We start from the raw sequence: 25,896 nt of genomic DNA on the forward strand, positions 1-25,896 counted from the left end.
GCCGTGAACTTGTGACAAAAACACCTTACGACACAAACACGATTTTGCCGGACCGGGCCGTTCTGGTCAGTCTGATTACCTCGGATGCAAAACAAAGCGGCATGGACCCGGAATATTCGCTGGAGGAGCTTGTTCAGCTGGCCGAAACCGCAGGCGTGGAAGTAGCGGACCGGATCGTGCAGAACCGGGATAAAGCGGATCCGCGATTTTTAATCGGAAAGGGAAAGGTTTTGGAGCTTCGCGATCTTTTGCAGGCCCATGAGGCCAATACGGTCATCTTCGACCAGGAGCTGTCCGGAGCCCAGGTTCGTAATCTGGAAGAGATGTTGGACGTAAAAATCATCGACCGTACCCAGCTGACTCTCGACATTTTCGCCCAACGGGCCAAAACAAGGGAAGGTATCATCCAGGTTGAATTGGCACAGCTCACCTACTTGCTGCCGCGGCTATCCGGACATGGCGTCAATTTGTCCCGCCTGGGCGGCGGGATCGGGACGCGCGGTCCGGGCGAGTCGAAGCTGGAGACCGACCGGCGCCATATCCGGCGCCGGATCGGCGAGTTGAAACGGCAGCTGGAAGAGGTAACCCGGCATCGTAGGCTGCACCGCAGCCGACGTCAGGAGAACGGAGCCGTGCAGATTGCGCTGGTCGGATATACGAATGCCGGTAAATCGACCCTCTTGAAAGCGTTGACCTCGGCGGACGTGCTGGCTGAAAACCGGCTGTTTGCCACGCTGGATCCGACCTCCCGGATTATGGTATTGCCCGGCGGGAAGGAAGTCGTTTTGACCGATACGGTCGGGTTCATTCAAAACTTGCCGCATGATTTGGTGGCCGCATTCAGGTCGACGCTGGAGGAAGCCAATGAGGCCGACCTGATTTTGCACGTCGTCGATGCTTCTTCGCCGATGCGTCAAGAACAGATGGCGGTTGTCGAGCGGATTCTGGATGAACTTGGAGCCGGAGGCAAACCGCAAATCGTGCTCTACAACAAAATCGACATATGCAGTCCCGAGCAGCTTGCTCTTCTGCCGGCATCAAAGGGAACCCTGAGGATCAGCGCTTTCGACGAGCGTGATCTTGACCGGATTCGCGAGGCGGTTCAGCAGGAGCTTTCGGGTGGTTTGCGTTCATTTCGGATTCCGGCCGAGCGCGGCGATCTTACGAATGTACTTTACCGGATCGGCGAAGTGGTCGGCAAACGCTCCGATGAAGAAGACATGATTTATTCGGTCGACGTAAACCAGGGGGATTTCGATAAGTACGGCTATTTGCTGGCGCCTTTCACGATTCAAGAAAAAGAAAATCCGATGGATCGCGAGCATTTTGAACATTAACGAAGTATAGGGAGAGGAACGTCATCATGGCTGTTTTTTCAGATGAAATAGTGCAATGGGTAGAGGGAGCCGAACGGCAGGCGGAAGAGAAATTCCGCGAGATCGATCGTTTGGTCGACAGAAATCAATGGAAAGTGATCGAAGCGTTTCAAAAATACCAAGTAAGCGATTATCATTTCGCAGGCTCAACCGGATATGCGTATAATGATCGCGGACGCGAGGTGCTCGACCTTGTTTACGCCGATGTATTCGGTGCGGAGGGGGCGCTGGTGCGTCCGCATTTTGCGTCGGGTACGCATACGATCGCGACGGCGCTGTTCGGCGTGCTGCGGCCGGGAGACGGTCTGCTCTACATTACGGGCACGCCTTACGACACCTTGCATAAAGTGATCGGTAAACCGGGGGATGGAACCGGGTCCTTGCAGGATTTCGGCATTCACTATGATGAAGCTCCGCTCCGCGAAGACGGTTCGGTGGATTGGGATACGGTTTCCATGAAAATGAACGACAAGACCAAGGTCATAGGCATCCAGCGTTCAAGAGGATACGATTGGAGGGACTCTTTTACCGTAGAGCAGATCGGTGAGATGGTAGCCAGAGTGAAGGCGATGAAACCGGACTGCATCGTATTTGTGGACAACTGCTACGGCGAGTTTACCGAGGATCGGGAACCGACGCAGGTTGGGATCGATCTGATGGCAGGCTCTCTGATTAAAAATCCGGGGGGAGGCCTGGCGGAAACCGGCGGGTATATATGCGGCCGAGCGAAATTGGTGGAGCTTGCGTCCTATCGCTTGACAGCTCCCGGGATCGGTGGCGAGGTAGGCGCGATGCTGGGGACGACCCGGGGAATATATCAGGGATTATTTCTGGCACCGACGGCCGTAGGACAAGCCGTTAAGGGAAGCGTTCTGGCCGCCGCCGTTTTTGAACGGGCCGGGTTTGAAAGCCGCCCCCGCTGGGATGCGAAACGCACGGACTTGATTCAGGCGATTTCCTTTGCCGATCCGGAACAGCTGATCGCTTTCGTGCAGGGCATTCAACGCGCCGCAGCGGTTGACGGCCATGTCGTCCCTGAACCATGGGATATGCCTGGTTATGAACATCCCGTCATTATGGCGGCAGGTACGTTTATTCAAGGGGGGAGCCTGGAGCTCTCCGCGGATGCCCCGATCCGGGAGCCTTACATCGCCTATATGCAGGGCGGATTAACGTATTCCCACGTCAAATTCGGACTCTTGACGGCACTGCAAACGATGCGCGATCGAAAACTTTTATAACATGGATATTGACATGTTAGGATAGTTGACATAGAATTGGTTCATGATGAAAGTACCGGGAGGTTGCGAGCGATGAATGATGAAATTCGGAGAAATATGGCTTTGTTTTCGATAGGAACCGTCATGAAGCTTACGGATCTTACGGCAAGGCAAATCCGTTATTATGAACAGCATCAATTGATCGTTCCTGCCCGAACTACCGGGAACCAAAGATTGTTTTCCTTTAATGATGTCGAACGTTTGCTTGAGATCAAAAACCTGATCGACAAGGGCGTCAATATCGCCGGAATCAAGCAAGTGATGAACCCGCTGAACAAAGATTCGGAGTCGGCTACGGTCATCGGTGACTCTCAAAAGACGCACAAAGCGATTACGGATTCCGAACTTCTCAAGAAACTGAAGCAAGAACTTGTCCAAAACGCGGGTAAGCCGGGACAGGTATCTTTGATCCAAGGAGAGCTGTCCCGTTATTTTAAATTATAAAGTGGGGAGAGATTAGTTTGGGTTACTCAAAGGAAGACATTCTGCGCATTGCGAAGGAAGAAAATGTTCGCTTTATCCGCTTGCAATTTACCGACCTTCTCGGAACGATTAAAAATGTTGAAATTCCTGTAAGCCAATTGGAAAAAGCGCTTGATAACAAAATGATGTTCGACGGTTCTTCCATCGAAGGATATGTGCGGATCGAAGAATCGGATATGTATCTTTTCCCTGATCTTGATACATGGGTGATTTTCCCTTGGGTAACGGAAGACCGCGTCGCCCGCCTGATCTGCGATGTTTATATGCCGGACGGCACGCCGTTCGAAGGGGATCCTCGGTATATTCTGAAACGTGCTTTGAAAGAAGCCCAAGATATGGGATACACGGCCATGAATGTCGGACCGGAGCCGGAGTTCTTCCTGTTCAAAACCGACGAAAAGGGAAATCCGACGATGGAATTGAACGACCATGGCGGTTATTTCGACCTTGCGCCTACCGATCTTGGCGAGAACTGCCGTCGCGAAATCGTGTTGACGCTGGAAGAGATGGGATTTGCCATTGAAGCCTCTCACCATGAAGTTGCGCCAGGACAGCATGAAATCGACTTTAAATATGCGGATGCGGTCAAAGCAGCCGACCAAATCCAAACGTTTAAACTTGTCGTAAAAACGATTGCCCGTCAACACGGTTTGCATGCGACATTCATGCCTAAACCTTTATATGGCGTGAGTGGATCGGGAATGCACTGCAACCAATCGTTGTTCAAAGGCAAGGAGAACGCCTTCCTCGATGAGAGCGATCCGCTTGGCTTGAGCAAAGAAGCCCGCCATTACATGGCCGGGATTTTGAAGCACGCCAGAGCTTTCACCGCGGTAACGAACCCTACCGTGAATTCCTACAAACGTCTAGTACCCGGTTACGAAGCGCCTTGCTACGTTGCCTGGTCTTCGAGTAACCGTAGCCCGATGATTCGTATTCCAGCGTCCCGCGGATTGAGCACGCGTATCGAAGCGCGGAACCCGGACCCTGCGGCCAACCCTTACCTTGCCCTGGCGGTTATGCTTAAAGCAGGCCTCGACGGCATTAAGAACGAATTGCCGCTGACAAATCCGGTTGACCGTAACATCTACGTGATGTCCGAAGAAGAACGAGTGGAAGAAGGAATTCCAAGCTTGCCTTCCAACCTGAAGGAAGCGCTCGACGAACTGATTCGCAACGAAGTCATTTGCGAAGCGCTCGGCGATCACGCGCTGACTCATTTCTATGAACTTAAAGAGATCGAATGGGACATGTTTAGAACACAAGTCCATCAATGGGAAAGAGATCAGTATATGACGCTGTATTAATGGACAAAAACCCTTGCATCGAAGGTGCAAGGGTTTTTTTGTTATTTGGGGATGAGTCCAGACATTTAATGAATTAAATACATATGATTGAGTGAAGTCAAGATAATTGAGGAGGGGTTAATGTGGGTTACGACGGAAAAGCATTGTTTACTTCCACGGCAACGATTCTGGTACTCTACATTTTGCTCGTTATTGTTTTGAGAACATTCTAATTATGATTACGTGGACAACAAAGTGATGACCAGCAGTTCATAAAGCACCAGCGTTAAAATCGTTTCGTCATAGCCTACAGACGGGCTTCCGAAAAAAGCCCGATGGCCATGATGATGCGGGACGGCCAAGTGCATTAAGCCCCTGTCGCAGCTGACAAGTCTGCCTGTGACGACTTGGCCGTCCATTGTTTCGACTCGTACGATCCGATTTGTATACTGCCCGCAAACTTGGTGTAAATGAAATCTCATGGATGATAAGTGATGAACCATGTTCCGATCCGCCTGATAAATCACTCTATGCTGATAACCATCCTGTTGAATGCTCATGGAAATGGGATTCCTCCTTTGAAATAGGCAAAAATATAATTTATAGTATGTTTTTCTGTTCTCATACGTTCATCGCTTCAGTCTCCTTTGGCCACAACATCAAAATAACTTTTGGATTTATGGGGATGCTATGTGCAAGGAGTGATCGGCATCATGGTGCTTGCCCTGAAAAAATATCACAGACGCAGGTTATGGTTAAGAAAGCTGTGGCAAGGAGAAAGAAGCGGAATGAACCGCAAGTGGATCAATGATGATATTCGGCCCGTGTAACATGAAAACAAAAAAAGGCTGCCATCTATAATGGTAGCCTCTTTGCGTTGCGGACGTATAAATTAGTGCAAATCCCGGAACAAACCAACGACTTTGCCGAGAATAGTGACATGTTTGAGCCGGATCGGCTCCATGGTCGGATTTTCGGGTTGCAGACGGATGTGGTCTTTCTCTTTGTAAAAAGTTTTCACGGTAGCTTCGTCGTCTTCCGTCATGGCAACGACGATGTCGCCGTTGTTGGCGGTTTGCTGCTGCCGTACGATCACATAGTCCCCGTCATGTATACCCGCTTCGATCATGCTGTTCCCCATAACGGAAAGCATAAATATTTCGCCTTCAGCGGCATAATGCTGCGGAAGCGGAAAATAGTCCTCTATATTCTCGGTAGCCGTGATCGGTACGCCTGCGGTAACCTTGCCGACGACCGGCACCCGGGCGACGCTGTGTGCGAACATGCCGAGCGTATCGGAATCTTCCTGGCCAAGCAATTCGATTGCCCGCGGCTTGGTCGGATCCCGGCGGATAAACCCTTTCTTCTCCAAACGGTCAAGATGGCCGTGTACGGTTGAACTGGAAGCCAGTCCGACCGCTTCTCCGATTTCTCGAACGGAAGGAGGATAGCCCTTCATCCGGACCTCGTTGCGTATAAATTCCAATATTGCCTGTTGACGGCTGGACACCTTGGACATTTCGATAATCAACCCCATTAGTAACGTTTGGAAAAATTATAACATAGAACTGAAGTTCGTACAAACATAAGTTCTAAAAAGCACTTTTCAAAAAAAGCCAGGTCGCTCAGGGAGTTTATTCCCGATCAAAGGATGTTAAGGTAGAAGGTTTTAACATTCTGAACCCCAAAAAAGAAAAAGGGAACAATTGTTCGAAAAAATACTTGAATCAAACAAGTGTTCGTGTTATATTATTAACGAAATAAGAACACTTGTTTGGAGTGATGGGATATGTTGAAATACAGTACATACCAAAGCATTTACGATAAGCCTGCGCCTCGTACGCGTGCTTCTTTGACAGATAAGTTCGGCTTTTTGGGTTTGGGCAAAGGTTTGTTGAAGGTCTCCCTTTTGCTAATGCTGCTTATGTTGACGGGAACAGGGGTGGTTACGGCATTTGCCGCCGCCTCGGATGACCATGTTCAGAAGGAACAGACCATCGTTGTTGTGAAGTCGGGCGATACGCTTTGGGAAATCGCTGCCTCTCATAAACCGAAGGGACAAGATACCAGGATCTATATCGCTGCGATCAAACGCTTGAACGGCTTGTCGTCGGGCAGCATTCAAGCTGGAGATACGCTAGTGCTGCCGAATTAATTTATATCGATATATGACGAAATAAAGATTCAATAGATGTCTTTTTAAACTACCTCTTTATATGAAGGAATTTACAGAGCTTGATCAAGAGCCCCTCGCCTTGACAAGCTCTTTTTCACATGTCAAAGTAGGATTGTTGCACCTTATTTCATTAATAAATAGAAACAGGAGGGGAACCATGGACATAGATGCTTTGGTGAATCGAATTAATGAACTGGCCCGCAAAGACAAAACCGTCGGATTGACGGAGGAGGAAGTTTTGGAAAGATCCAAGCTGCGGGAAACCTATTTGCAGAATTTCAGAAAAAATCTCCGCCAGCAACTGGACCGAATTGAAATTGTGGATGAGTAAACCCGGCCTTCGGGCCGGATACATAACCATATGACTTAGGAGGAGAAGGAATGGGCTCGTTTGACAGAAAAGTGGAACGCAATCAGATGAAACTGAACAAAAAAGGAAAGGGCCCGCAAGTGAGGGGCGGCCGCAGCCAGGATCCCCGTAGCTCGCTAGGGTCGAAAGGCGAAGGAGAGGTATTTCGCGGACGGAACATCATCCTGCCACTATTACTCGTACTGCTGGCATTGCTCTACGCCGTAGTCGGGTTGATCGGCAGCGCAGCCGAAGCTAGCTCAGGCATCTTTTGGCTAACGATCGTATTATATGTGATTTTGGCTTTGGCGATCTTCTTGAGAAAACCCTACCTACGGATTAACAAAGGCTATCTGTATACGTCCAAATATAATCGCGACCGGCTTCTCGAAGCGGGGAATATAAGCAAGATCAAGGTCGAAAGCGACAAAATTACGATTGTGCCGAAAGGGAAAGATCAAAACTGGGTATTTTACCGGGTTCGTAACCGGTTCGACACCAACGCGATGGCTGAGCGCCTGCAACAGTATGCTAAAGTGCATAACGTCACTTTTGAAGAACATTCGAAGTAAAAATCATGTATGGGAGCGTGTGGAGAGGGATGGCGATTTCTGCGGTATGTTTTGATTTGGATGACACTCTGCTTTGGGACGAAAGGAGTGTAAGGGAAGCATTTGAGGCAACCTGCGAGGCGGCGCAAAAAGCGGTTGGAACCGATCCGACCGAGCTGGAGGAAGCGGTTCGGAAGGAAGCCAGAGAGCTTTACGAGTCCTATGAAACCTTCCCTTTCACCAAACTGATCGGCATCAATCCTTTCGAAGGGCTATGGGCGAATTTCTCGGCTGGAGAGCAACCGGAATTCCGAAAATTGGAGCAGCTTGCTCCGGTATACCGGAAAGAATCGTGGCGGCGCGGGTTATTGGCTCTCGGCGTGGATAACGAAGAGCTTGCTGGCGAGTTGGCTGAACTATTCGGGAAGGAACGGCGCTCCCGGCCTCACATCTACGAAGAAACGTTCCAAATTCTGGATGAGTTGAAAGGGAAAGTGAAGCTGCTGCTTCTGACGAACGGTTGTCCTGCGCTTCAGCAGGAGAAGCTGGATGGCGTGCCGGAGCTTTCGGGTTATTTTGATCACATCGTGATTTCGGGCAAGTTCGGCAAAGGTAAACCGGATGCTTCGATTTTCCGCCATGCCCTTGAATTGCTTGGGGTCGAACCATCCGAAAGCCTTATGGTCGGTGATAAGCTGACCACGGATATTCTCGGAGGTAACAGTGCGGGGATGACTACGGTTTGGGTGAATCGCGATAACAAGACGCGGACGGATGAAATCATCCCTGCTTTTGAAATCCGGCATCTGTCGGAATTGCATGACATTATAGCAAAGCAATCATGATGTCAGGAGGGTAATCATGAAACGAAAGACGGGTTTAATATGGTTATGTCTTGCTTTGATTTTGCTGACGCTTAGCGCCTGCGGCAAAAGCGGGAATAGCGCCCAGAATGCCTCGGTCGATTCCTTGGAGCCGATCAAGGTGGAGCTCCATGTGCCCGCCGAAGTGAAGGCCGGGGAAAGCATCACCTTCGAGGCTAAGGTAACTCATCAAGGGCAAGACGTGAATGATGCCAAAGAGGTTATGTTTGAGTTTTGGAAAGAGGGCGACAGTGCGGAAGATCATCGGAAAGAAGTCGTAGAAGGTGCCGGGGAAGGCAAATATGTGCTGGAAACGGGATTCGATGAACCCGGAACATATCATGTGATTTCCCATGTTACCGCCCGGGATCAGCATTCCATGCCGGAAGTGACATTCACGGTAACCGAATAGTCCGAAATGTTGAAGAAAGCGAGCCGGTGGGTGTTTTATTCCCCGCAGGCTCGCTTTTTATGTCGACTTTCCTTCAAAAACATTTCGCATCGGTTATAGTAATCACGAACTTTAATTCTTGATGCGATTTATTCGTTCGTCTTTAGAATACTCACTTCATGCATTGGATTACCGTGTATTGAAAGTGATTAACAGCATGAATTCATAGGGATTATCCTTCGCGGGTCCTTGTTTTTAAAGGAGTTTTGTATCCTTGCAAGATCGGTGGTCGGCAGGCATTTTTGAGATAGTCCTTTCCATTAACGCTTCATTCTGATAAACTAAATCTTAACGTTTTGCGGGAGGGAAAGATCATGAGTAAGCCTAGCTTGGAATCTTTAATGAAAGAAAGAATTTTGATCCTTGATGGAGCGATGGGAACCATGATCCAGCAAGAGAATCTGACGCCCGAAGATTTTGGAGGAGAAGAACTGGACGGCTGCAACGAGGTATTGGTGCTTACCCGTCCTGATATTATACAGGCAATCCATGAGAAGTATCTGGAGGCGGGAGCCGACCTGATCGAAACTAACACCTTCGGTGGAACCTCCGTCGTTCTTGCCGAGTACGATCTGCAGGACCGGATGCGCGAGATCAATCTGGCCGCGGTAAAGCTCGCCGTACAGGCCGCGGAAAAATACAGCACCCCGGAACGTCCAAGATACGTTGTCGGGGCGATGGGGCCGACGACGAAGACTTTAAGCGTCACCGGCGGGGTCACGTTCGAGGAGTTGACGAAAAGCTACGAAGAGCAGGCTGAAGTGCTCCTGGAGGCAGGCGTCGATGTATTGTTACTCGAAACCTCGCAGGATACGCTAAATGTAAAAGCCGGAAGCATCGGGATTTCACGCGCTTTCGAATCAACGGGAAAGCGGGTCCCGCTGATGATTTCGGGAACGATCGAGCCGATGGGAACGACATTGGCCGGTCAGAATATCGAAGCCTTTTATGTATCGCTGGAGCATTTGAAGCCGGTTTCCGTCGGGCTGAACTGCGCTACCGGTCCGGAATTTATGCGGGATCATATCCGTACGCTTTCCGAAATGGCGAAAGCGGGCGTAAGCTGTTATCCGAACGCCGGTCTGCCCGACGAAAACGGGAATTACCATGAATCTCCCGATTCGCTAGCCGTCAAAATGGCTGCATTTGCGGAGGCGGGCTGGTTGAATATCGCAGGCGGATGCTGCGGAACCACACCGGCCCATATCAAGGCGCTTGCCGAGAAGATGAGAGAGTTTAAACCAAGAGCAATAGCTGGCACACACCCGCCGGCCATTTCCGGTATTGATCCGGTTTATGTCGAGTACGCTAACCGTCCATACATGGTCGGGGAGAGAACGAATGTTCTGGGATCGCGAAAGTTTAAACGTCTGATTGTTGAGGGGAAGTATGAGGAAGCTTCGGAGATCGCCCGGGCGCAGGTGAAAAGCGGTGCCCAAGTCGTCGATGTGTGCGTACAGGATCCGGACCGCGACGAGGCGGAGGATATCAAACGGTTCCTCGAGCTGGTCGTCAAAAAGGTTAAAGTGCCTCTGATGATCGATACGACCGATCCCCAGGTACTTGATCTGGCATTAAGCTATTGCCAGGGCAAATCGATAATTAACTCCATTAACCTTGAAGACGGGGAAGAAAAATTCGAGAACGTCACCCCGCTCATTCATAAATACGGGGCTGCGGTCGTCGTCGGAACGATTGATGAACGGGGCCAGGCGATCACGCGGGGGGACAAGCTGGAGGTTGCGAAGCGCTCCCATGACCTGCTCGTCGGAAAGTACGGCTTGAACGCCGAAGATCTGATTTTCGATCCTCTCGTATTCCCGGTAGGGACAGGGGACGAACAGTATATCGGTTCCGCCAAGGAAACGATTGAAGGCATTCGTCTGATTAAGGAGGCGCTGCCGGCCTGCCATACGATCCTTGGGATCAGCAACGTGTCCTTCGGCCTTCCGGAAGCCGGGCGCGAAGTATTGAACTCGGTCTTTTTATACGAGTGTACCAAAGCGGGGCTCGATTATGCGATCGTCAACACGGAGAAGCTGGAACGTTATGCGTCCATTCCCGAAGAGGAACGGCGCCTTGCGGAAGAACTGATTTATAATACCAATGATGAGACGCTTGCGGCATTCGTGGCGGCGTTCCGCAACAAAAAAGTGGAGAAGCAGGAGAAGACCGTAAATCTGACGTTGGAAGAACGGCTTGCCTCATACGTGGTGGAAGGAACGAAGGAAGGGCTGATTCCCGATCTGGAAGAGGCTTTGAAACGCTATACCGCCCTTGAAGTCATCAACGGACCGCTCATGGCGGGGATGGAGGAAGTCGGCCGTTTGTTCAACAACAACGAGCTGATCGTGGCCGAAGTGCTGCAAAGCGCGGAAGTCATGAAGGCGTCGGTCGCTTTTCTCGAGCAATTTATGGAAAAGAACGAATCCTCCGTCAAAGGCAAAATACTGTTGGCGACGGTTAAAGGGGATGTTCATGATATCGGCAAAAACCTGGTGGAAATCATCCTATCCAATAACGGTTATCAAATCGTAAATTTGGGTATAAAAGTACCACCGGAACGCATTATCGAAGCGTGCAGGGAAGAGTTGCCCGATGCCGTAGGCCTGTCAGGCCTGCTCGTCAAATCCGCGCAGCAAATGGTGACGACCGCTCAAGACTTGCGGAATGCCGGAATTGACGTACCGATCATGGTCGGCGGGGCAGCCTTGACGCGCAAGTTCACCAAAACCCGCATCCGTCCGGAATATAACGGCATGGTCCTGTATGCGAAGGATGCGATGGACGGTTTGGACTTGGCAAACAAATTGATGGATCCGTCCCATAGGGAACAAATGAAGCTGGAGATCGAAGCGGAACAGGCGGCGGAAGCCAACGCGGCGCCGGCCCAGCCGTTGCCGGAGCTTAGCCGGGCGGTCCGCTCGAACATTTCCGCCGATGCTCCGGTCTTTATACCGCCGGATTTGGAACGCCATGTCCTGCGGGATTACCCGATCGATCATATTATTCCGTATATCAATATGCAGATGCTGCTCGGACACCACCTCGGTCTTCGCGGGTCGGTCGAACAGCTCTTGGCACAGGGGAATGAGAAGGCCGTTAACCTAAAAGAAACGGTCGATCAAATTCTCCAGGATGGAATGAGCAAAGGAATTCTTAAGGCTCAAGCGATGTACCGTTTTTTCCCTGCGCAATCGTCGGGGAACGATATTATCATCTACGACCCGAACGATACGACGCGGGTATTGAAAACCTTCACCTTTCCAAGGCAGCGGGTCGAACCGTTCCTATGTCTTGCGGACTTCCTGAAACCGGTCGAAAGCGGCGTAATGGACTATGTCGGATTTTTGGTGGTCACGGCCGGACAAGGTGTAAGAGAGCTTTCGGAAGAGTGGAAAAATCGCGGCGATTATCTCCGTTCCCATGCACTGCAAGCTGTTGCGCTGGAGACGGCGGAAGGCTTGGCGGAGCGGGTGCATCATATCATGCGGGACATATGGGGATTCCCGGATCCGCCGGAAATGACGATGAAGCAGCGCCATGGTGCCCGTTATCAAGGCATTCGGGTTTCTTACGGCTATCCGGCCTGCCCGGACCTGGAGTATCAGGGACCGCTCTTTGAATTGATGAAACCGGAAGATATCGGCGTTCATTTAACCGAAGGCTTCATGATGGAGCCGGAAGCGTCCGTTTCGGCGATGGTTTTTGCCCATCCTGAGGCCCAATACTTTAACGTGGATAAAGCTTAGATGACCCTGGCCCCAAAACCCTCCGATACATCGGAGGGTTTTGGCGATGCTGGAGACGTAAATTTTTAGGGGAGGCAGTTAGATGGAATTGTATTTCATGGGAACGAATGCCGGAGTACCTTCCTTGGAGAGAAATGTGACTTCGTTGGCGCTCAGGCTGCTGGATGAACGGCGTTCTTTTTGGCTGTTTGATTGCGGAGAGGGAACCCAGCACCAGATCCTTCGTTCTCCGCTAAAATTGAGCAAGCTAGAATGTATTTTCATCACCCATTTGCATGGCGATCATCTATTCGGACTTCCCGGTCTGCTGTCGAGCCGGGCTTACCAAGGAGGGGATACCCCCCTCGCTCTCTATGGCCCTCCCGGTTTGAAAAGCTTCGTCGAAACGGCCCTCGGGATCAGCGAATCCCGTATCGCCTATAAACTAGACATTATCGAGCATGAAGGCGGATGTATTTTTGAGGACGATTCATTCCGCGTCGAAGCCGCCAAGCTGGATCACAGAATTCCAAGCTACGGTTACCGGATTATCGAGAAGGATCTTCCCGGCAAGCTTGATATCGACCTTTTGAAAAAATACGGAATCACTCCGGGACCGCTATACGGCAAGTTGAAACGGGGAGAAACCATCGTTACGCCGGATGGCATCACTGTCGATCCGTCGCAGGTACTCGGCATGCCGAAAAAGGGGAGGGTGGTTACGATTCTCGGCGATACGCGTCCGTGCGCATCGGAAATTCCGCTTGCGGAAGGAGCGGATGCGCTTGTTCATGAAGCGACCTTTTTGCATGAACTGGCCGAAACCGCTCATACGTACCATCACAGCACGGCTAAACAGGCGGCGGAAGTTGCGCGTAAGGCGGGAGCTAAGACGTTATACCTGACTCATTTCAGCTCGCGATACAAATATGAGGATCAGTTGCAGCAGCTGTTGCAGGAAGCAAATGAGATATTTCCGGCTGCAAGGCTGGCGCGGGAACATGAAATTTATCCGGTAATACGGGGTTAAACCGATAATTATTTTCCGGGAAAGCGCAGGAAATGACAGGCAGTTTCAAAATATGCCCTTTGGTATTCGCGTGGATACGGCTCGCTTCGATGGCGTTCGACGCAAGCGGGCATAAAAATTCCGCTTTTGGACTGAATTCGGAAAAAGTAGGAAAAATTTGCTTGCGCATCGTAATTATTTGTACAATGGAAGGCAAGAGGGTGATGCTATGAATAACACAATTTTCCCTTGGAAGGCCTATTTGATTGACCTTGACGGAACTTTGTATCACGGCAGCCGTATGATACCTCATGCGGATTTGCTTATTTCAGCGCTCAAGGAAGCGGGAATTCCATATTTGTTCGTAACGAATAACTCTTCGCGCAGACCGGGAGAGGTCGCGGAACATTTGATGGAGATGGGAATTCCGGCGATGGAGGATGAAGTATGTACTTCAGCCGTTGCGGCGGCCGAATACATTGCGGAACAAAGACCGGGCTGCAAAGTGGCGCCGATCGGGGAGTCGGGCTTGATTGCCGCTTTGACCGGGGCGGGGCTTGTCCTGGACGAGGAATCCCCCGATTATGTCGTACAAGGGATCGACCGGGCTTTTACATATGAAAAGTTGACGAAAGCGACGCGCTGGATTCGAGGCGGGGCACGTTATATACTGACGAACCCCGATCTTCTGCTTCCTTCCCAGGATGGACTGATGCCGGGCGCGGGAACGATTTCCGCTTCGATTCGGGCGGCCTCCGGGGAAGAACCGGTCATCATCGGAAAGCCTTCCGGCATTTTAATGAAACATGCGATTGACCGGCTTGGCCTTCGCAATGAAGAAGTCGCCGTTATCGGCGACAATATGCTCACGGACATATCGGCCGGAGCCTCCGCAGGCTGCGGGACCATTTTGGCGCTTACGGGCGTAACTACCGAGCAAAACTTGAACGGTTTTATCGCTTCTACGGGCGTACATCCGGATGTCGTCTGCGGAAATCTGGAAGAGGTGCGAAGATTAATCTGCGGGTAACGGGTAATGTACAAGGGACTACTTACGATTACGTGCTATTTACGAATTTCATCATGTGAACGAAAGGAAAGATGAACCATGCCGGAGTTGCCGGAAATGGAAAACTACCGAATTCAATTGTCCAAGCACATTTTGGACATTCCGATATCAGGAGTGGTGGTAAACCGGGAAAAGTCACTGAATGTGGGGGCGGAACAGTTTGCCCGGGAATTGACCGGAAGACAGGTTATTTTTGTGGAGCGCCGAGCGAAGCATATATTGTTCCATTTGGACAATGGCCGTCGGCTCCTGCTTCATCTCATGTTGGGCGGACTGCTTTATTTGGGTTCCCCTACGGACCGTCCGGATCGGACTACCCAAATCGAAATCACCTTCGGATCGGACCTTGTCCTGTATTTTATGGGGCTGCGGCTCGGTTATTTGCATTCGCTAAGCGCGAAAGAGGCTGAAGAGGCTTTGGCCCATCTGGGACCCGAACCGCTTGGCCGGAAAATGAACGAGGAGCTGTTTGTTAAACTGCTGAGCAAAAGGCGCGGAAGCTTGAAAACCGTGCTGGTGAATCAAGATGTCATTGCGGGAATCGGCAACTGCTATGCCGACGAGATCGCTTTTGCGGCCGGGCTCAGACCGACCGTTAAGATACAGAATCTGAGTCCTGCAGATTTGTCTGGGCTTTATCGGGCGATGCAAACCGTATTGATCGAAATGACGGAAGCCGGCGGATACATGGAGATGCCGCTAACCAAGGATGATACGCTGACAGGGGGCGCCAACGACCTTTGCCGGGTCTATGACAGGGAGGGAGAAACTTGCCCGCGCTGCGGCGATCAGATCGTCAAAAGCGAGATGAATGGCCGGAAAGTGTTCTACAGTCCGGGATGTCAGCATGACCGCTGAACTTAAAATCGGAGGACATCTTAGCATCAGGCGAGGATATGCGGGTGCGGCGGAAGAGGCCGTCCGAACCGGAGCCGGGGCATTTCAGTATTTTCCGAAAAACCCCCGCAGTCTCACCGTGAAAAGCTTTGACCGCCGGGATGCGGAGCGATGCAGACAATTGTGCGAAAAACACGGCATCCTTTCCATAGCCCACACGCCGTACCCGAGCAATCTCGCGGTAAGCTCCAGCGATGGGAACGAACAATTCGAGCGGACGGTGTTATCCCTGCGGAATGATTTGGAGATTGCGGAATCGTGCGGCTCAATAGGGATTGTTGTTCATTTTGGCACATATAAAGATAGAAACCCCTTACAAGGTTACCAAAATATTATACAATGTATTAACGAAGTGCTTCGCGGCTGGCAGGGAAACGCCAAATTGCTGATTGAAAACCAGGCCGGCGATCATGGCGACATGGGGATGACTTTAGAAGAACTCGTTCAAATCCGCAAACTGTGCGATTCACCGCAAAACATCGGTTTTTGCCTCGACACGTGCCATGCCTTTGCCGCAGGAATGTGGAACGGCGAGTCCGACGATAGCTTTGCGGTCAAAGCCGCCGAGCTTGGATATTGGAACGGATTGGCCGCCGTGCATTTGAATGATTCCAAATACCCGGTTAAGTCGCGCAAAGACCGGCATGCCAGGCCGGGACAAGGGTATATTGGCGAGAACGGGTTTCGCAGTTTGCTGCAGATGGAAGCTATCCCGCAGCAGCCGCTGATATTGGAAAGCGAAACCGGGGAAGACGGAACATATAGAGAAGATATGGAACGGGTTAGGCGATGGGTGGAAGCCTAGTTCTGGAATACCGCGGAAAGGAAGAACGATTTTGATTCATGTTTATATGGACGACTTTAGGCGTTGTCCCGAAGGTTTTACATTGGCAAGAACGGTGGACGAATGCCTCGAGCTTCTTCGTTTGACGGAGGTGGACATTCTGTCGCTGGATTACGATATGGGGCCAGGCGAGAAAACCGGATCCGACATGGCGGCGGCCATGGTACGCGAAGGGCTGTATGCCCGGGAAATCTATTTGCACACTTCAAGTATGTATGGAAAGAAAAGCATGTATGAAATTATATACCAGAACAAGCCGGAGCACGTCATCCTGCATAACGGGCCGATCCCGTTCGACCTTCTGGACGAAATTGAGCGAAAAGCGGGAGGTAGCCGAATTGAACAGCGAGACTGAACAACAGCATGCTTCGGAAACCGAAACGATTACCCGATATATTTGTTCGGCCAACCATGGATTTGCGCCGTACGCCCAGGAAGAGCTTCGCAGAAGGTTCGGTTCGGTCAAAAGTACGGTGCTTGTACCGGGGGAAGTCTTTGTGGCATCACTGAAAGCAACCCCTTCCGAAGTGGCGGAGGAGATGTCGGATAGAGAACCGATGTTTCTTCGTCATATATTCCGGGTCGATTGGGAATGGAACGTGGACGAAAATTCGGGCGAAATGACGGAGCCCCTTCAGGGCGGGGAATGGGGCGATGACCTGCAGCGCTTTTTGCTGTCCGACGCAAGACTTGACGGCAAAAGGTTGGCAATCCAGGCGAGAAAAGCAGAACAATCGGTTTGGCCAGGAAGCGCTGCGGAATTAAAGGATTTGATTCAAGAGGGGCTTCATGATTTGAATGCTGAGTTTGTGGTTAAAGATGCGGACTATATAATATCCGTTTTTGCGGCCAAACACGGCCTGTATGCCGGCGTGGCCGTGCCGGACGAGAATTTGTCCGACTGGAACGGCGGAATGATCCGTTTTCAACGCGAACAGGGCCAGATTTCGCGCGCGAAGTTCAAGCTGCTGGAAGCGGAGGCGGTGTTCGGCATCGATTTTTCGGCTTTTCACGAGGCGTTGGATATCGGGGCAGCCCCAGGCGGATGGACGTCCTTTTTATTGGATAGAGGACTCACGGTAACGGCGGTGGATCCGGCCAAGCTTCACCCGGATGTACTTTCTTCTCCGCGTCTGACGCACGTTCGCAAAAATGCTAACAGCGTGAAGTTCCGTGACAACCAGTTTGATCTGCTGGTATGCGACATGAGCTGGAGCCCCAAATTGACGGCCAAAATGGTTTCGGATTTGTTGTACGCCCTTGTTCCTGGCGGCACGGCGGTTGTCACGGTGAAGCTGCTCAGCAAGAAACCGATGGCGCTCATTCAAGAAATCATGGAGATGTATCAGGAAGCTCGGCTTCAAGTTCAACGAGCAAAGCAGCTTTTTCACAATAGGGATGAAATCACATTATACATGATTAAATATTAATGAGATAAAAAAATTCTTTTTGGAAAAAGGCTTTACAGCTTGAACCTTTCTGGATTATACTAGTCCCAAAATTATACATTTCAAAGCAAAGGAAAGTATCCTGTGCCCTGTCTGCGGCTATTATGCTGCGGCGGGTGAGGACGCTTTCCTTTTTTTGCGTTTTGGGAAAGGAGGGATCTTGTTGCCGTTTGTACCGAAGTATGAACGCGGAGGGGTATTGGCGGGGAGATACAAAGTGGAAAGGATGCTCGGAACCGGAGGGATGAGCCGTGTATATCTGGCCTCGGACTTAAAGCTTCCAGGCAAATATTGGGCCGTGAAGGAGACACCGATTTTGGCTGAGAACGGAATGATGCCGGAGGAGGAAGCTTCAATTCTGGTTTCGCTGAATCATAACCGGTTACCGCGAATTTCCGATTATTTTCATCTCCGCGAAGACGGCTGTTCATATTTGGTCATGGACTATGTGGAAGGCATCCATCTGGACTTATATGTGCAGCGGATGGGCAAGAGCGTGCGAGCAGCAGACCTTGCGGGATTTGGATTGCAAATATGCGAAGGGCTGCATTACTTGCATACCCGCACACCGCCAATCATCCATCGGGACATAAAACCGTCGAATTTGCTCATTGATGAACGGGGTGAGATCCGGATCGTCGACTTGGGCATCGCGCGCAAGTTTAATCCGCAACGGGCCGAAGACACGCTGAAGCTAGGTACGATCGGTTTTGCCGCTCCGGAGCAATATGGAGGAAGCCAGAGCGATGCCAGGGCGGATTTGTACTCGCTGGGAGCGGTGCTGTTGTATTTGGCTACCGGCTCCAAATTTCATGCCTGGACGGATGAAGCTCAGGAGGAATTGAGGGTCAAAGGATTTGAAATACTCGAGCCGGTGATTTGCCGTCTGCTTCAATCCGACAAGGAGAAGAGATTCCAAAGCGCGCGAGAGGCGGGCGAATCGCTTGGGCATTGTATCGCGATGCAGCGCGGATCGGAGATCCGAAGAAAAACGGACGGTTATCGTTTCAGGCCTCGGGAAGAACGGGTGGCTCGTACCACGGTAATTTCGGTCATGGGCTCGACGCCAGGCGCGGGAACAACCCATACTTCCATTCTTTTGGCTCATACGCTGACAAGACAATCCCGTTCCGTAGCCATTGTGGAAATGGAACCGAAGTCGACCGCGTTTGAATGTCTCGGACGGTTTTTTGAAGGCGAGGACAGCTCGCCAAGATCCAAGGAGCCGCGGGATTTCCGGTTCCGGGGTGTGGAATATATTCGAGCGCCTTCCCGGCCGGAGCTGCTTCGGTTGTTATCGGAAGGTTATGAATACGTAGTATGCGATCTGGGAACGGGAGGGCGGAAGGAGTTGATCGAGGAATTTCAAAGGGCCGACCTGTCCATTCTAGTAAGTCCTGCCGCCGCGTGGAGAATGAGTCATCTCCAAGCGATTTCGGAACAGGCCGACACCAAGAGAAGGAACTGGGTTTGTTGCGTTCCATTGGCCTCTTTGTCGACGGTCCGCCGTCTTCGGAAATGGTTCGGAACCGGGAAGATTTATGCCTTGCCCTGGGAGCCGGAACCTTTCGAACCGGGAATTGAAACCATAAAATCGTTGTCCGAGTTATGCCTCGGCAGGATTCCGGCTCCTGAGTACCAGAGTAAGGTTGGATTATGGCGAAATCGAAAACGTTAAAAGGGGAGTGAAGGGGTGTACAGAATCAGCCGGAGAACGAAACAGATGATTTATGCGGGAGTTACCGGTGCCGGACTTGCGGGAATCATTTTGGCCGGGTTTATGTTGCATCAGGGAAAACAGATGAATGAGGAGAAGTCGGAACTGCAACACAGGCTGGAAACGGAAATCAAACAGCTCAAGGCTGAAGCGGAGGACAACAAAATCCAAGGTTTTGTTCTCTCTCGGGAACTTTTGGCCGGACATACCATTACTATGGACGATTTAACGGCCGTGGAATTGCCGAAAAACAGCGTTCCGTCGGATTTGCTGAAAACGAAGGAAGAGGTTGCGGGTAAGATCATCAAACTTTCGGTGCGCCCGAATACGCTGTTGACCGGGTCGCTCTTGTACGAGGAAGAAGCCGCATCCGACGATCTTCGTTTTCGCGAAATGGGATTTATTCAGCTCCCGGCAGCTTTACGCGAACAGGATGTGGTTGACGTGCGGGTCCAGTTCCCCACAGGTCAGGATTATATTTTGCTGTCCAAGAAAAAGGTAAGATCGCTCCATGATGGAACCGTAACGATGACGCTGAACGAGGAGGAAATTTTGGCGTTGTCCAGCGCGATTGTTGACGCATACATGCACAAAGCCTCTATATACGCAATCCTCTACGTAGAACCCAGCTTGCAGGCAAAGGCAGTGCCGACCTATCCGGCGAATGAGGCGGTTTTGATGCTTATCAAGAAAGATCCGAATATCGTGGAACGCGCCGAGCAAGCTTTGAATCTATCGTCACGCATCAAACTGGAAGCAGATCTTGCGGGTTTATCGTCAGCCGCGGCCGCCGAATTTGCCGGACAACAAGCCTCGAACGTTCGATCGGACGCCGCAATCGACAACGGCCAGCAGTTTGTCATGGAACCGTCGGATTGAAAGGGGGAAAGGGATGAAGACTTGGATTTTTGCCGGTAAAAGCGATAAGCGGGATTTGCTGCTGTATATGTGTAAAGTGTTGACGGGCACGGGAAAACGCGTTGCCTTGGCCGATATGACAGACGGAAGGAAATATCGTTACTTGTGCGGGTGTGTGAAGCAGGATATGGCCGTTTCCGAGTTTGCGGGGTTTGATATCACCGATGGAATCCCTGATGATCGTGCAGCCGAGTATGATTTCTGTCTCTATGACGTCGAAACATTGCATTTCGGTTCCATTCATTTTTGGGAACGCGCGGATGCGGTACTTTGGGTCACTACTTATGACCGGTACGAGGTGGAAAGCAGCGCGGAATGGTTTAAGCATTTGTTCGCCAGATGGCCGCAGCTTCATAACTTGGTCGTTCGCCCCGTCTTTATAAGAACCGTCGAGAGTTATTTGTCCGCCGACTACATCCTAGGATTTATGGAAGGATTGCCGATCCTATGGTATCACACAAGCGTGCAGATTCCGTGGAGCGAAGCGAATGCCTGCGTACAAATGGAAAATGAACATTCCAGAATCCTGCGGATGGACCGCATATCCAGACCTTATAAGAGAACGCTGCGCTCTTTGCTCGGAGATCTCGCCGACTGGAGCGAGCCGTACGCAAAAAAGGCGTTTCGGCATGCAGCGAGGAGGAGGGCATGAGCAAGGTCGTGTTTTGGGATTATGGTCATGGGGGAGCCGCGGAAATGGCCGCGTCTTGCGCGATTTGCATGGCTCTAACGGATCCGGGCCGAGTGCTTCTTTTTAATGAGGAGCCGTCCGGAACAGGAGTGGAAACGGGCTTTTTCCGCAGGGAAACCAGCCGATTGCCGGCTCCAAGCCCGGCGGTTGAAACCGGTAGGGAGGCGCTCCTTCGTTTGGCGGCCAATCACCGTTTGACCAAAGCGAATTTTATCGATTATACGCATCCGATCCTAAAAGGGCGGATGGACCTTGTCCGGGGAGGTCTTCCTGACGGGGGACCCGGGTCGGCCGTTGACGGGAACAAACTGGATTCAATCTACAGGGTGGCCGATCAAGTTTATGATTGGATTTTTACGCGTTCCTTGTCAAATCCGATATCTGATCAGGGATCGAACCGGGCCGGGGAATCTCGAGAGATCCGCATAGCGGTGTTGCGTCAAAATCGGGCGGAGCTGGAACGGTTTTTTGAGGGGAAGGCGGTTTCCACAGGAGGGGAGCCTTCGTTAGTGGATATGATCGTTTTTGATCATTATGACCCTTCTTCCCACTGGTCCGCCGGAAATATCCGGAGGCGATTTAACTGCTCCGTTCCTATATATACGGTGCCGTATAGCACTGCTTTCAGGGATGCCTGGAATGATGCGGAGCTTCTACGAAATATGCGGCTTCACCGACTGAAGGCTTTGGGCAAACCGGAAAGACAGGGTACGCTACCGGGCATTTACAAAGTATGCGAAGGGCTGCGGGGACTTGCGGGCGGGAAGACTTCCCGGAGCCACAGCGGAAAAGGAGCCTGATAAAGCATGGATAACGAAGCCGTGAATTTGCTTGGAATCCTTATTTTGCTCGGCATATGTCTAACCCTGTTATGGCACAGGTCCCGTACCTCCAAAGAAGAGACGGCTGTTGAGGAACTGGCATATGATCGGTTTTCTTTTCCGGAAATCATTTCTTTCGTCAAGCAACAAATTCATGAATTGAGCCGGAATCCGGCCAATGACTGGGGAATGAGCGAGGAAGCCTGGACGAGAAAAACGAAGGCAAGGGCAGAGCTTCGTCAGGCGCTCCGAGGTTGTACATACGGGGATCAGCAGGATAAGCAATATGTAAAATCGTTTATCCGGGACCTGCTTGTCGGCGGCTATGGAGTCCATGCGCAAAACATCGACCGGATCATTCCGTTTGACCATCGGGACCGGCTGACATCCCAGGACCGGTTTGAAATCGTTCTTTACTTATACGGACAAAGGTATGGGGGTGAAGCCCTTTCTTGTCTGATCGAAGATTATGGGCTGGACGAGCCGAAAACGAAAGCCGACGAGGAGGGAGAAATATACGAAATAGGCATTGACGAGGTGGACTTGGTTTTCTACCGGGAATATCGGATGCTTACTTTTGCGGAAAAGCTGGATCTGGTCGTACAGCGAGTGTACCAAATGTATAAAGGGTTTTCGGTCATCGATGCCTTGCGCGAGCAGCGGATCGACGGGGTCAGCGGAGGGGTCAACGGGATACCGGGGACAGGAACCGTTTGGCTGCAGGCGGATTTGGCGGACGGAATGTGGTGGAAGGGCAACGCCTTCGGGGACGAGAGCCTGACCGCACCCAGGTCATGGGATAGTGTATGGATTTTTTATAAAGGTAAAAGCATCCGTCTCTCCTTCCTCACTTTCGGTAGTGAATCCGAGTTGAAACGGGTGTGCCAAAATATTTACAAATTCAATTTGCCGGGACAACTTTCCGAATCGAACGGGTTCAAAGTCAATGAAATGAAGGACGGCTCGCGCGTGGTTGTCGTGCGTCCCCCCTTTGCCGAAACATGGGCGTTTTTTATCCGGAAATTCGATGTGAAAAGCGCCGTGCTGGAGACTCTGATCCAAGGCGAAAATGCCGGGCTGCCGGTGGAATTGCTGAAGTATTTGATGAAGGGAAGCCGGATTACCGCAATTACCGGTTCGCAAGGCTCCGGGAAAACGACGTTGATGATGGCGTTAATAAAGCATATTTACCCCTCTTTTCCGATCCGGGTTCAGGAAATGTCTTTCGAGCTGAATTTGAGAAGGCTTTATCCCACGCGAAATATTTTGTCTTTCCGGGAGACGGAGTACATTTCCGGTCAGGCCGGCTTGGACTTGCAAAAGAAAACGGACGGAACCGTCAACATTCTCGGGGAAGTGGCGACGGACGAGGTTGCTGCCTGGATGATTCAGATGGCGCAGGTAGCCAGTTTATTTACCGTATTTACGCATCATGCGAAAACGTTCCGCGATCTGATCGAATCGCTTCGCAATTCGCTCTTGAAAACCGGCATGTTCAGGGATGAATTTATCGCCGAAACCCAGGTGGCCGGGATAGTGGATTTTGATATCCATCTGAGGAAGGATCATCAGGGAAACAGGTATATAGAGCGAATTACGGAGTGTTTTCGGCCGGATGATCATTTCACGTCAAGCGGGGACACGGCAAATGGCCGCAAAGGTCCGGGGAAAAGGGCGGATGATATGCGATCGAAAGGTTATCGCGAAAGAGTCATTGTCGAGTACAGAAATGGAGCTTATGTCCCCGTTGAACCGATCTCCGCAGGTTGCGCCGCCGAAATGATCGGGGAAATGACGCCTCAGGATGCCGCGGGATTCGGAAAATTTATGGGCATGCATTGGAGGGAGACGATTGGAGCTTAAACAGGTGCTCATCGGCATTGTTGTCGTTTCGCTTGGATGTTTTCTGTGCTTGTTCAGCCTCGGGAAGCTGAAGGGCAGGCGGGAAGCGGAGGAAGGTTTTTCGTTACACTCGCATCGCCCTTCCGGAAGCCGTTTGCTGCGAAGCTTTTTCTCCAACTTGTTGTTAAGGGCTTACGCCGTTTCGGTGAAAATCCCTTTGCTTCAATTTTACGTCAGAAAAGTACGCATGCGATTATCCGTATTTCGCATATATGACGAGTTTCAATTAAGACGTCACACGATGAAAATCGTCATCATGATCCCGGGTTCGCTCATCGCGGTTATCGTGATCATGGCCTTCATGAATCCAAACGTCATTTTCCTCTTGACGCTGCTGATCGCCGCGGCCGTCGTTCAAGGCTTGCTTCTTGACAGTTGTGTTCATCGCATAGAAAAAAAGCTGCTGGAACAGATGCTCGAACTGTTCAAGGCCGTGAGACATTCCTATCAAAGACATGGAATGGTTAGCGATGCGATTGAAGAAGCCTGCGAGACTGTAAGCGAAGAAATCGGTTTGCTTGCGCATCGGATTCATGACGCGTTGACGGACGGCAAGCCTGACGAAGCGTTGGAGCGGTTCTATGAGACGGCACCCAACAGGTTTTTGAAAGCTTTTGCCGGTATTTCGAGGCTGGTTATGGAATTTGGGGACCGGAAAAAAGAGCGGGGCTCGTTGTACCTGCGGGCGCTCACCAGCCTTACGGGGGAAATCCAATTGGAACTGATCCGCCGCGGCAAGCTCGACTACCTGCTTAAAGGGTTGAATGCGATCGCCTTGATTCCCGTGTTTTTTACGAAGCCGATAGAAATGTGGGCAAGAAGCAATTTTCCTCTGATGGATCAATTTTATTTAAGCAAACCTGGGATGATCGTTAAAATCGGGTTGTTCGTCGTTATTCTGATTTGTTACATCCTGCTTCAAAAACTGAAGGACGAAGAGGAAACGAACTACCGTGCGGGGCGAGACAAGATAGCCTGGGAAGCCCGGTTGGCCCGTTTTACTTATGTACGGAAGATTGCCGGGTGGTTTACGCCACGGCGGGGATCCGCCTCTTACGACCGGCTCGGGCAATTACTGAAAGATACAAACCATCATCTTCAATTGGAGCTCTTTCAACTCAGGCGGGTCGTCTTATTTACGCTTTGTTTGACGGTTACGATCGGTACGTTGTCCATTCTACATTGGAAAAGCAGGAATTGGATTCTTTCCGAGCCTCCGGCAAACTACGTTTTTTTTGGAACGATGTCGAAGAAGGATGCGGAGAAGGCTGCGCGCTATGTTGAACTCGATAAACGAGTCATCGGGGAAGCAGGCAAACGGCAAAACAAAACGATTGAATCGGTAACCTCATCGATTGAGACTGCCTGGAATATCGGCGGGACCAAGCCGGATGAGCGGGAGCTTTCGGATTCGGCAACGCGCATCATGGATAAAATCAAGCGCTGGAACAACGAATATTTGAAATGGTGGGAAGTTGTACTGGCTATCGCGGTAGGGAGTACAGCATATTATGTCCCGCTTTGGGGGCTGATGTTCCAACGGAGGCTTCGGCTGATGGATATGCGGCATGAAGTATATCAATTTCATACGCTGATTACCATTTTACGAGAGCTGGAACGAATTTCGGTTGAAGAAATACTGGAGTGGCTTCATTCGTATGCCGTAATCTTCAAAATACCGCTTCAAAAATGCCTGCTTCACTTCGGCCATGGCGGAGAAGAGGCTTTACTTCAAATGAAAGAGGAAGCGGGGCTCGAAGAGTTCCGGCAGTTATCGGACAAGCTGTTGTTGGCCAACGAAAAGATATCGGTCGCCGATGCCTTTGACGAACTGGAAAGCGAAATGTCGTATCATTTTGAGCGCAGAAGGCTGGATTATGAAAAATCGGTGGACACGAAAGCCGAGCTTGGCCGGCTTATCGGATTCGCTCCAATGTATTGCCTGGTGTTCGCTTATCTCGTTATCCCGTTAATCTGGATGAGTTTTCAGCAAATGGGCATTTATTTTGACAAAATACAACAAATTTAAGGAGG

25 protein-coding genes are annotated in these 25,896 nt (G+C 50.9%); 23 read left to right on the forward strand and 2 right to left on the reverse strand.

What is annotated here, in order from left to right; genetic code table 11:
- Positions 1 to 11: 11 nt before the first annotated feature.
- From hflX to ACSFXJ_RS11990, 5 genes are all read left to right on the forward strand, one after another.
- Positions 12 to 1,337 carry a GTPase HflX gene (gene hflX, locus ACSFXJ_RS11970; protein ID WP_435925474.1) on the forward strand — a complete coding sequence of 442 codons (1,326 nt, stop codon included), beginning with the start codon at positions 12 to 14 and terminating at the stop codon, positions 1,335 to 1,337.
- A 26-nt stretch (positions 1,338 to 1,363) separates the two neighbouring features.
- Positions 1,364 to 2,617, forward strand: coding sequence for an aminotransferase class I/II-fold pyridoxal phosphate-dependent enzyme (locus ACSFXJ_RS11975; RefSeq protein ID WP_435925475.1), 1,254 nt, complete (start codon positions 1,364 to 1,366; stop codon positions 2,615 to 2,617).
- Between the two features lie 72 nt (positions 2,618 to 2,689).
- Positions 2,690 to 3,100 (forward strand): MerR family transcriptional regulator, encoded by a 411-nt coding sequence (locus ACSFXJ_RS11980; RefSeq protein ID WP_435925476.1) that lies wholly within the window; start codon positions 2,690 to 2,692, stop codon positions 3,098 to 3,100.
- 17 nt (positions 3,101 to 3,117) lie between these two features.
- The gene (gene glnA / locus ACSFXJ_RS11985; RefSeq protein ID WP_435925477.1) at positions 3,118 to 4,446 is read left to right on the forward strand and encodes a type I glutamate--ammonia ligase; all 1,329 of its coding nucleotides are present in this window, start codon (positions 3,118 to 3,120) and stop codon (positions 4,444 to 4,446) included.
- Between the two features lie 122 nt (positions 4,447 to 4,568).
- Complete coding sequence (locus tag ACSFXJ_RS11990; protein ID WP_435925478.1) at positions 4,569 to 4,658, forward strand: YjcZ family sporulation protein; 90 nt, start codon at positions 4,569 to 4,571, stop codon at positions 4,656 to 4,658.
- A gap of 6 nt (positions 4,659 to 4,664) precedes the next feature.
- Here ACSFXJ_RS11990 and ACSFXJ_RS11995 read toward each other — a convergent pair whose 3' ends face one another.
- Together ACSFXJ_RS11995 and lexA are read right to left on the reverse strand one after the other, a co-directional pair.
- Positions 4,665 to 4,985: a hypothetical protein gene (locus tag ACSFXJ_RS11995; protein ID WP_435925479.1), complete on the reverse strand. Its 321-nt coding sequence runs from the start codon at positions 4,983 to 4,985 to the stop codon at positions 4,665 to 4,667.
- Between the two features lie 332 nt (positions 4,986 to 5,317).
- Positions 5,318 to 5,944 (reverse strand): transcriptional repressor LexA, encoded by a 627-nt coding sequence (lexA, locus tag ACSFXJ_RS12000; RefSeq protein WP_435925480.1) that lies wholly within the window; start codon positions 5,942 to 5,944, stop codon positions 5,318 to 5,320.
- A gap of 270 nt (positions 5,945 to 6,214) precedes the next feature.
- Between lexA and ACSFXJ_RS12005 the strand changes: the two genes are divergently transcribed.
- From ACSFXJ_RS12005 to ACSFXJ_RS12090, 18 genes are all read left to right on the forward strand, one after another.
- Positions 6,215 to 6,580 (forward strand): LysM peptidoglycan-binding domain-containing protein, encoded by a 366-nt coding sequence (locus tag ACSFXJ_RS12005; protein ID WP_435925481.1) that lies wholly within the window; start codon positions 6,215 to 6,217, stop codon positions 6,578 to 6,580.
- Between the two features lie 178 nt (positions 6,581 to 6,758).
- A complete protein-coding gene (locus ACSFXJ_RS12010; protein ID WP_435925482.1) occupies positions 6,759 to 6,932 on the forward strand; it encodes a DUF896 domain-containing protein in 174 nt (57 codons plus the stop codon).
- 50 nt (positions 6,933 to 6,982) lie between these two features.
- Positions 6,983 to 7,522: a hypothetical protein gene (locus ACSFXJ_RS12015; protein WP_435925483.1), complete on the forward strand. Its 540-nt coding sequence runs from the start codon at positions 6,983 to 6,985 to the stop codon at positions 7,520 to 7,522.
- Between the two features lie 29 nt (positions 7,523 to 7,551).
- Positions 7,552 to 8,346 carry an HAD family hydrolase gene (locus ACSFXJ_RS12020; RefSeq protein ID WP_435925484.1) on the forward strand — a complete coding sequence of 265 codons (795 nt, stop codon included), beginning with the start codon at positions 7,552 to 7,554 and terminating at the stop codon, positions 8,344 to 8,346.
- A 16-nt stretch (positions 8,347 to 8,362) separates the two neighbouring features.
- Entirely contained in the window at positions 8,363 to 8,776 is a 414-nt protein-coding gene (locus ACSFXJ_RS12025; RefSeq protein WP_435925485.1) for a FixH family protein, read from the forward strand.
- A 353-nt stretch (positions 8,777 to 9,129) separates the two neighbouring features.
- Entirely contained in the window at positions 9,130 to 12,567 is a 3,438-nt protein-coding gene (metH, locus tag ACSFXJ_RS12030; protein WP_435925486.1) for a methionine synthase, read from the forward strand.
- Between the two features lie 82 nt (positions 12,568 to 12,649).
- Positions 12,650 to 13,576 carry a ribonuclease Z gene (rnz, locus tag ACSFXJ_RS12035; protein WP_435925487.1) on the forward strand — a complete coding sequence of 309 codons (927 nt, stop codon included), beginning with the start codon at positions 12,650 to 12,652 and terminating at the stop codon, positions 13,574 to 13,576.
- Between the two features lie 208 nt (positions 13,577 to 13,784).
- Positions 13,785 to 14,585 (forward strand): TIGR01457 family HAD-type hydrolase, encoded by an 801-nt coding sequence (locus ACSFXJ_RS12040; RefSeq protein ID WP_435925488.1) that lies wholly within the window; start codon positions 13,785 to 13,787, stop codon positions 14,583 to 14,585.
- A gap of 78 nt (positions 14,586 to 14,663) precedes the next feature.
- Positions 14,664 to 15,482 carry an Fpg/Nei family DNA glycosylase gene (locus ACSFXJ_RS12045; protein WP_435925489.1) on the forward strand — a complete coding sequence of 273 codons (819 nt, stop codon included), beginning with the start codon at positions 14,664 to 14,666 and terminating at the stop codon, positions 15,480 to 15,482.
- Entirely contained in the window at positions 15,472 to 16,326 is an 855-nt protein-coding gene (locus tag ACSFXJ_RS12050) for a deoxyribonuclease IV (RefSeq protein WP_435925490.1), read from the forward strand. Before ACSFXJ_RS12045 ends, ACSFXJ_RS12050 begins: the two co-directional genes overlap by 11 nt.
- 31 nt (positions 16,327 to 16,357) lie before the next feature.
- Positions 16,358 to 16,720, forward strand: a complete 363-nt coding sequence (locus ACSFXJ_RS12055; protein WP_435925491.1) for a cyclic-phosphate processing receiver domain-containing protein — start codon at positions 16,358 to 16,360, stop codon at positions 16,718 to 16,720.
- Positions 16,704 to 17,795 carry an SAM-dependent methyltransferase gene (locus ACSFXJ_RS12060; RefSeq protein WP_435925492.1) on the forward strand — a complete coding sequence of 364 codons (1,092 nt, stop codon included), beginning with the start codon at positions 16,704 to 16,706 and terminating at the stop codon, positions 17,793 to 17,795. Before ACSFXJ_RS12055 ends, ACSFXJ_RS12060 begins: the two co-directional genes overlap by 17 nt.
- 181 nt (positions 17,796 to 17,976) lie before the next feature.
- The gene (locus ACSFXJ_RS12065) at positions 17,977 to 19,491 is read left to right on the forward strand and encodes a protein kinase domain-containing protein (protein WP_435925493.1); all 1,515 of its coding nucleotides are present in this window, start codon (positions 17,977 to 17,979) and stop codon (positions 19,489 to 19,491) included.
- A gap of 15 nt (positions 19,492 to 19,506) precedes the next feature.
- Positions 19,507 to 20,409, forward strand: a complete 903-nt coding sequence (locus ACSFXJ_RS12070; protein ID WP_435925494.1) for an SAF domain-containing protein — start codon at positions 19,507 to 19,509, stop codon at positions 20,407 to 20,409.
- A gap of 13 nt (positions 20,410 to 20,422) precedes the next feature.
- Complete coding sequence (locus ACSFXJ_RS12075; RefSeq protein ID WP_435925495.1) at positions 20,423 to 21,100, forward strand: hypothetical protein; 678 nt, start codon at positions 20,423 to 20,425, stop codon at positions 21,098 to 21,100.
- Entirely contained in the window at positions 21,097 to 21,939 is an 843-nt protein-coding gene (locus ACSFXJ_RS12080) for a hypothetical protein (protein WP_435925496.1), read from the forward strand. Before ACSFXJ_RS12075 ends, ACSFXJ_RS12080 begins: the two co-directional genes overlap by 4 nt.
- A gap of 6 nt (positions 21,940 to 21,945) precedes the next feature.
- A complete protein-coding gene (locus ACSFXJ_RS12085) occupies positions 21,946 to 23,823 on the forward strand; it encodes a pilus assembly protein CpaF (RefSeq protein ID WP_435925497.1) in 1,878 nt (625 codons plus the stop codon).
- The gene (locus ACSFXJ_RS12090; RefSeq protein ID WP_435925498.1) at positions 23,813 to 25,891 is read left to right on the forward strand and encodes a type II secretion system F family protein; all 2,079 of its coding nucleotides are present in this window, start codon (positions 23,813 to 23,815) and stop codon (positions 25,889 to 25,891) included. Before ACSFXJ_RS12085 ends, ACSFXJ_RS12090 begins: the two co-directional genes overlap by 11 nt.
- Positions 25,892 to 25,896: the final 5 nt, after the last annotated feature.

The organism is Paenibacillus salivarius (assembly GCF_051307165.1).
Taxonomy (GTDB): Bacteria; Bacillota; Bacilli; order Paenibacillales; family Paenibacillaceae; genus Fontibacillus.

Coding starts and splice junctions, on each gene's coding strand:
- metH (WP_435925486.1), top strand. CDS start 9,130: ATGAGTAAGCCTAGCTTGGAATCTTTAATGAAAGAAAGAATTTTGATC.
- ACSFXJ_RS12010 (WP_435925482.1), top strand. CDS start 6,759: ATGGACATAGATGCTTTGGTGAATCGAATTAATGAACTGGCCCGCAAA.
- ACSFXJ_RS12080 (WP_435925496.1), top strand. CDS start 21,097: ATGAGCAAGGTCGTGTTTTGGGATTATGGTCATGGGGGAGCCGCGGAA.
- lexA (WP_435925480.1), bottom strand. CDS start 5,944: ATGTCCAAGGTGTCCAGCCGTCAACAGGCAATATTGGAATTTATACGC.
- ACSFXJ_RS12025 (WP_435925485.1), top strand. CDS start 8,363: ATGAAACGAAAGACGGGTTTAATATGGTTATGTCTTGCTTTGATTTTG.
- ACSFXJ_RS12050 (WP_435925490.1), top strand. CDS start 15,472: ATGACCGCTGAACTTAAAATCGGAGGACATCTTAGCATCAGGCGAGGA.
- ACSFXJ_RS11980 (WP_435925476.1), top strand. CDS start 2,690: ATGAATGATGAAATTCGGAGAAATATGGCTTTGTTTTCGATAGGAACC.
- ACSFXJ_RS11995 (WP_435925479.1), bottom strand. CDS start 4,985: ATGAGCATTCAACAGGATGGTTATCAGCATAGAGTGATTTATCAGGCG.
- ACSFXJ_RS12085 (WP_435925497.1), top strand. CDS start 21,946: ATGGATAACGAAGCCGTGAATTTGCTTGGAATCCTTATTTTGCTCGGC.
- ACSFXJ_RS12040 (WP_435925488.1), top strand. CDS start 13,785: ATGAATAACACAATTTTCCCTTGGAAGGCCTATTTGATTGACCTTGAC.
- ACSFXJ_RS12020 (WP_435925484.1), top strand. CDS start 7,552: ATGGCGATTTCTGCGGTATGTTTTGATTTGGATGACACTCTGCTTTGG.
- ACSFXJ_RS12015 (WP_435925483.1), top strand. CDS start 6,983: ATGGGCTCGTTTGACAGAAAAGTGGAACGCAATCAGATGAAACTGAAC.
- ACSFXJ_RS11975 (WP_435925475.1), top strand. CDS start 1,364: ATGGCTGTTTTTTCAGATGAAATAGTGCAATGGGTAGAGGGAGCCGAA.
- ACSFXJ_RS12005 (WP_435925481.1), top strand. CDS start 6,215: ATGTTGAAATACAGTACATACCAAAGCATTTACGATAAGCCTGCGCCT.
- ACSFXJ_RS12045 (WP_435925489.1), top strand. CDS start 14,664: ATGCCGGAGTTGCCGGAAATGGAAAACTACCGAATTCAATTGTCCAAG.
- rnz (WP_435925487.1), top strand. CDS start 12,650: ATGGAATTGTATTTCATGGGAACGAATGCCGGAGTACCTTCCTTGGAG.
- ACSFXJ_RS12075 (WP_435925495.1), top strand. CDS start 20,423: ATGAAGACTTGGATTTTTGCCGGTAAAAGCGATAAGCGGGATTTGCTG.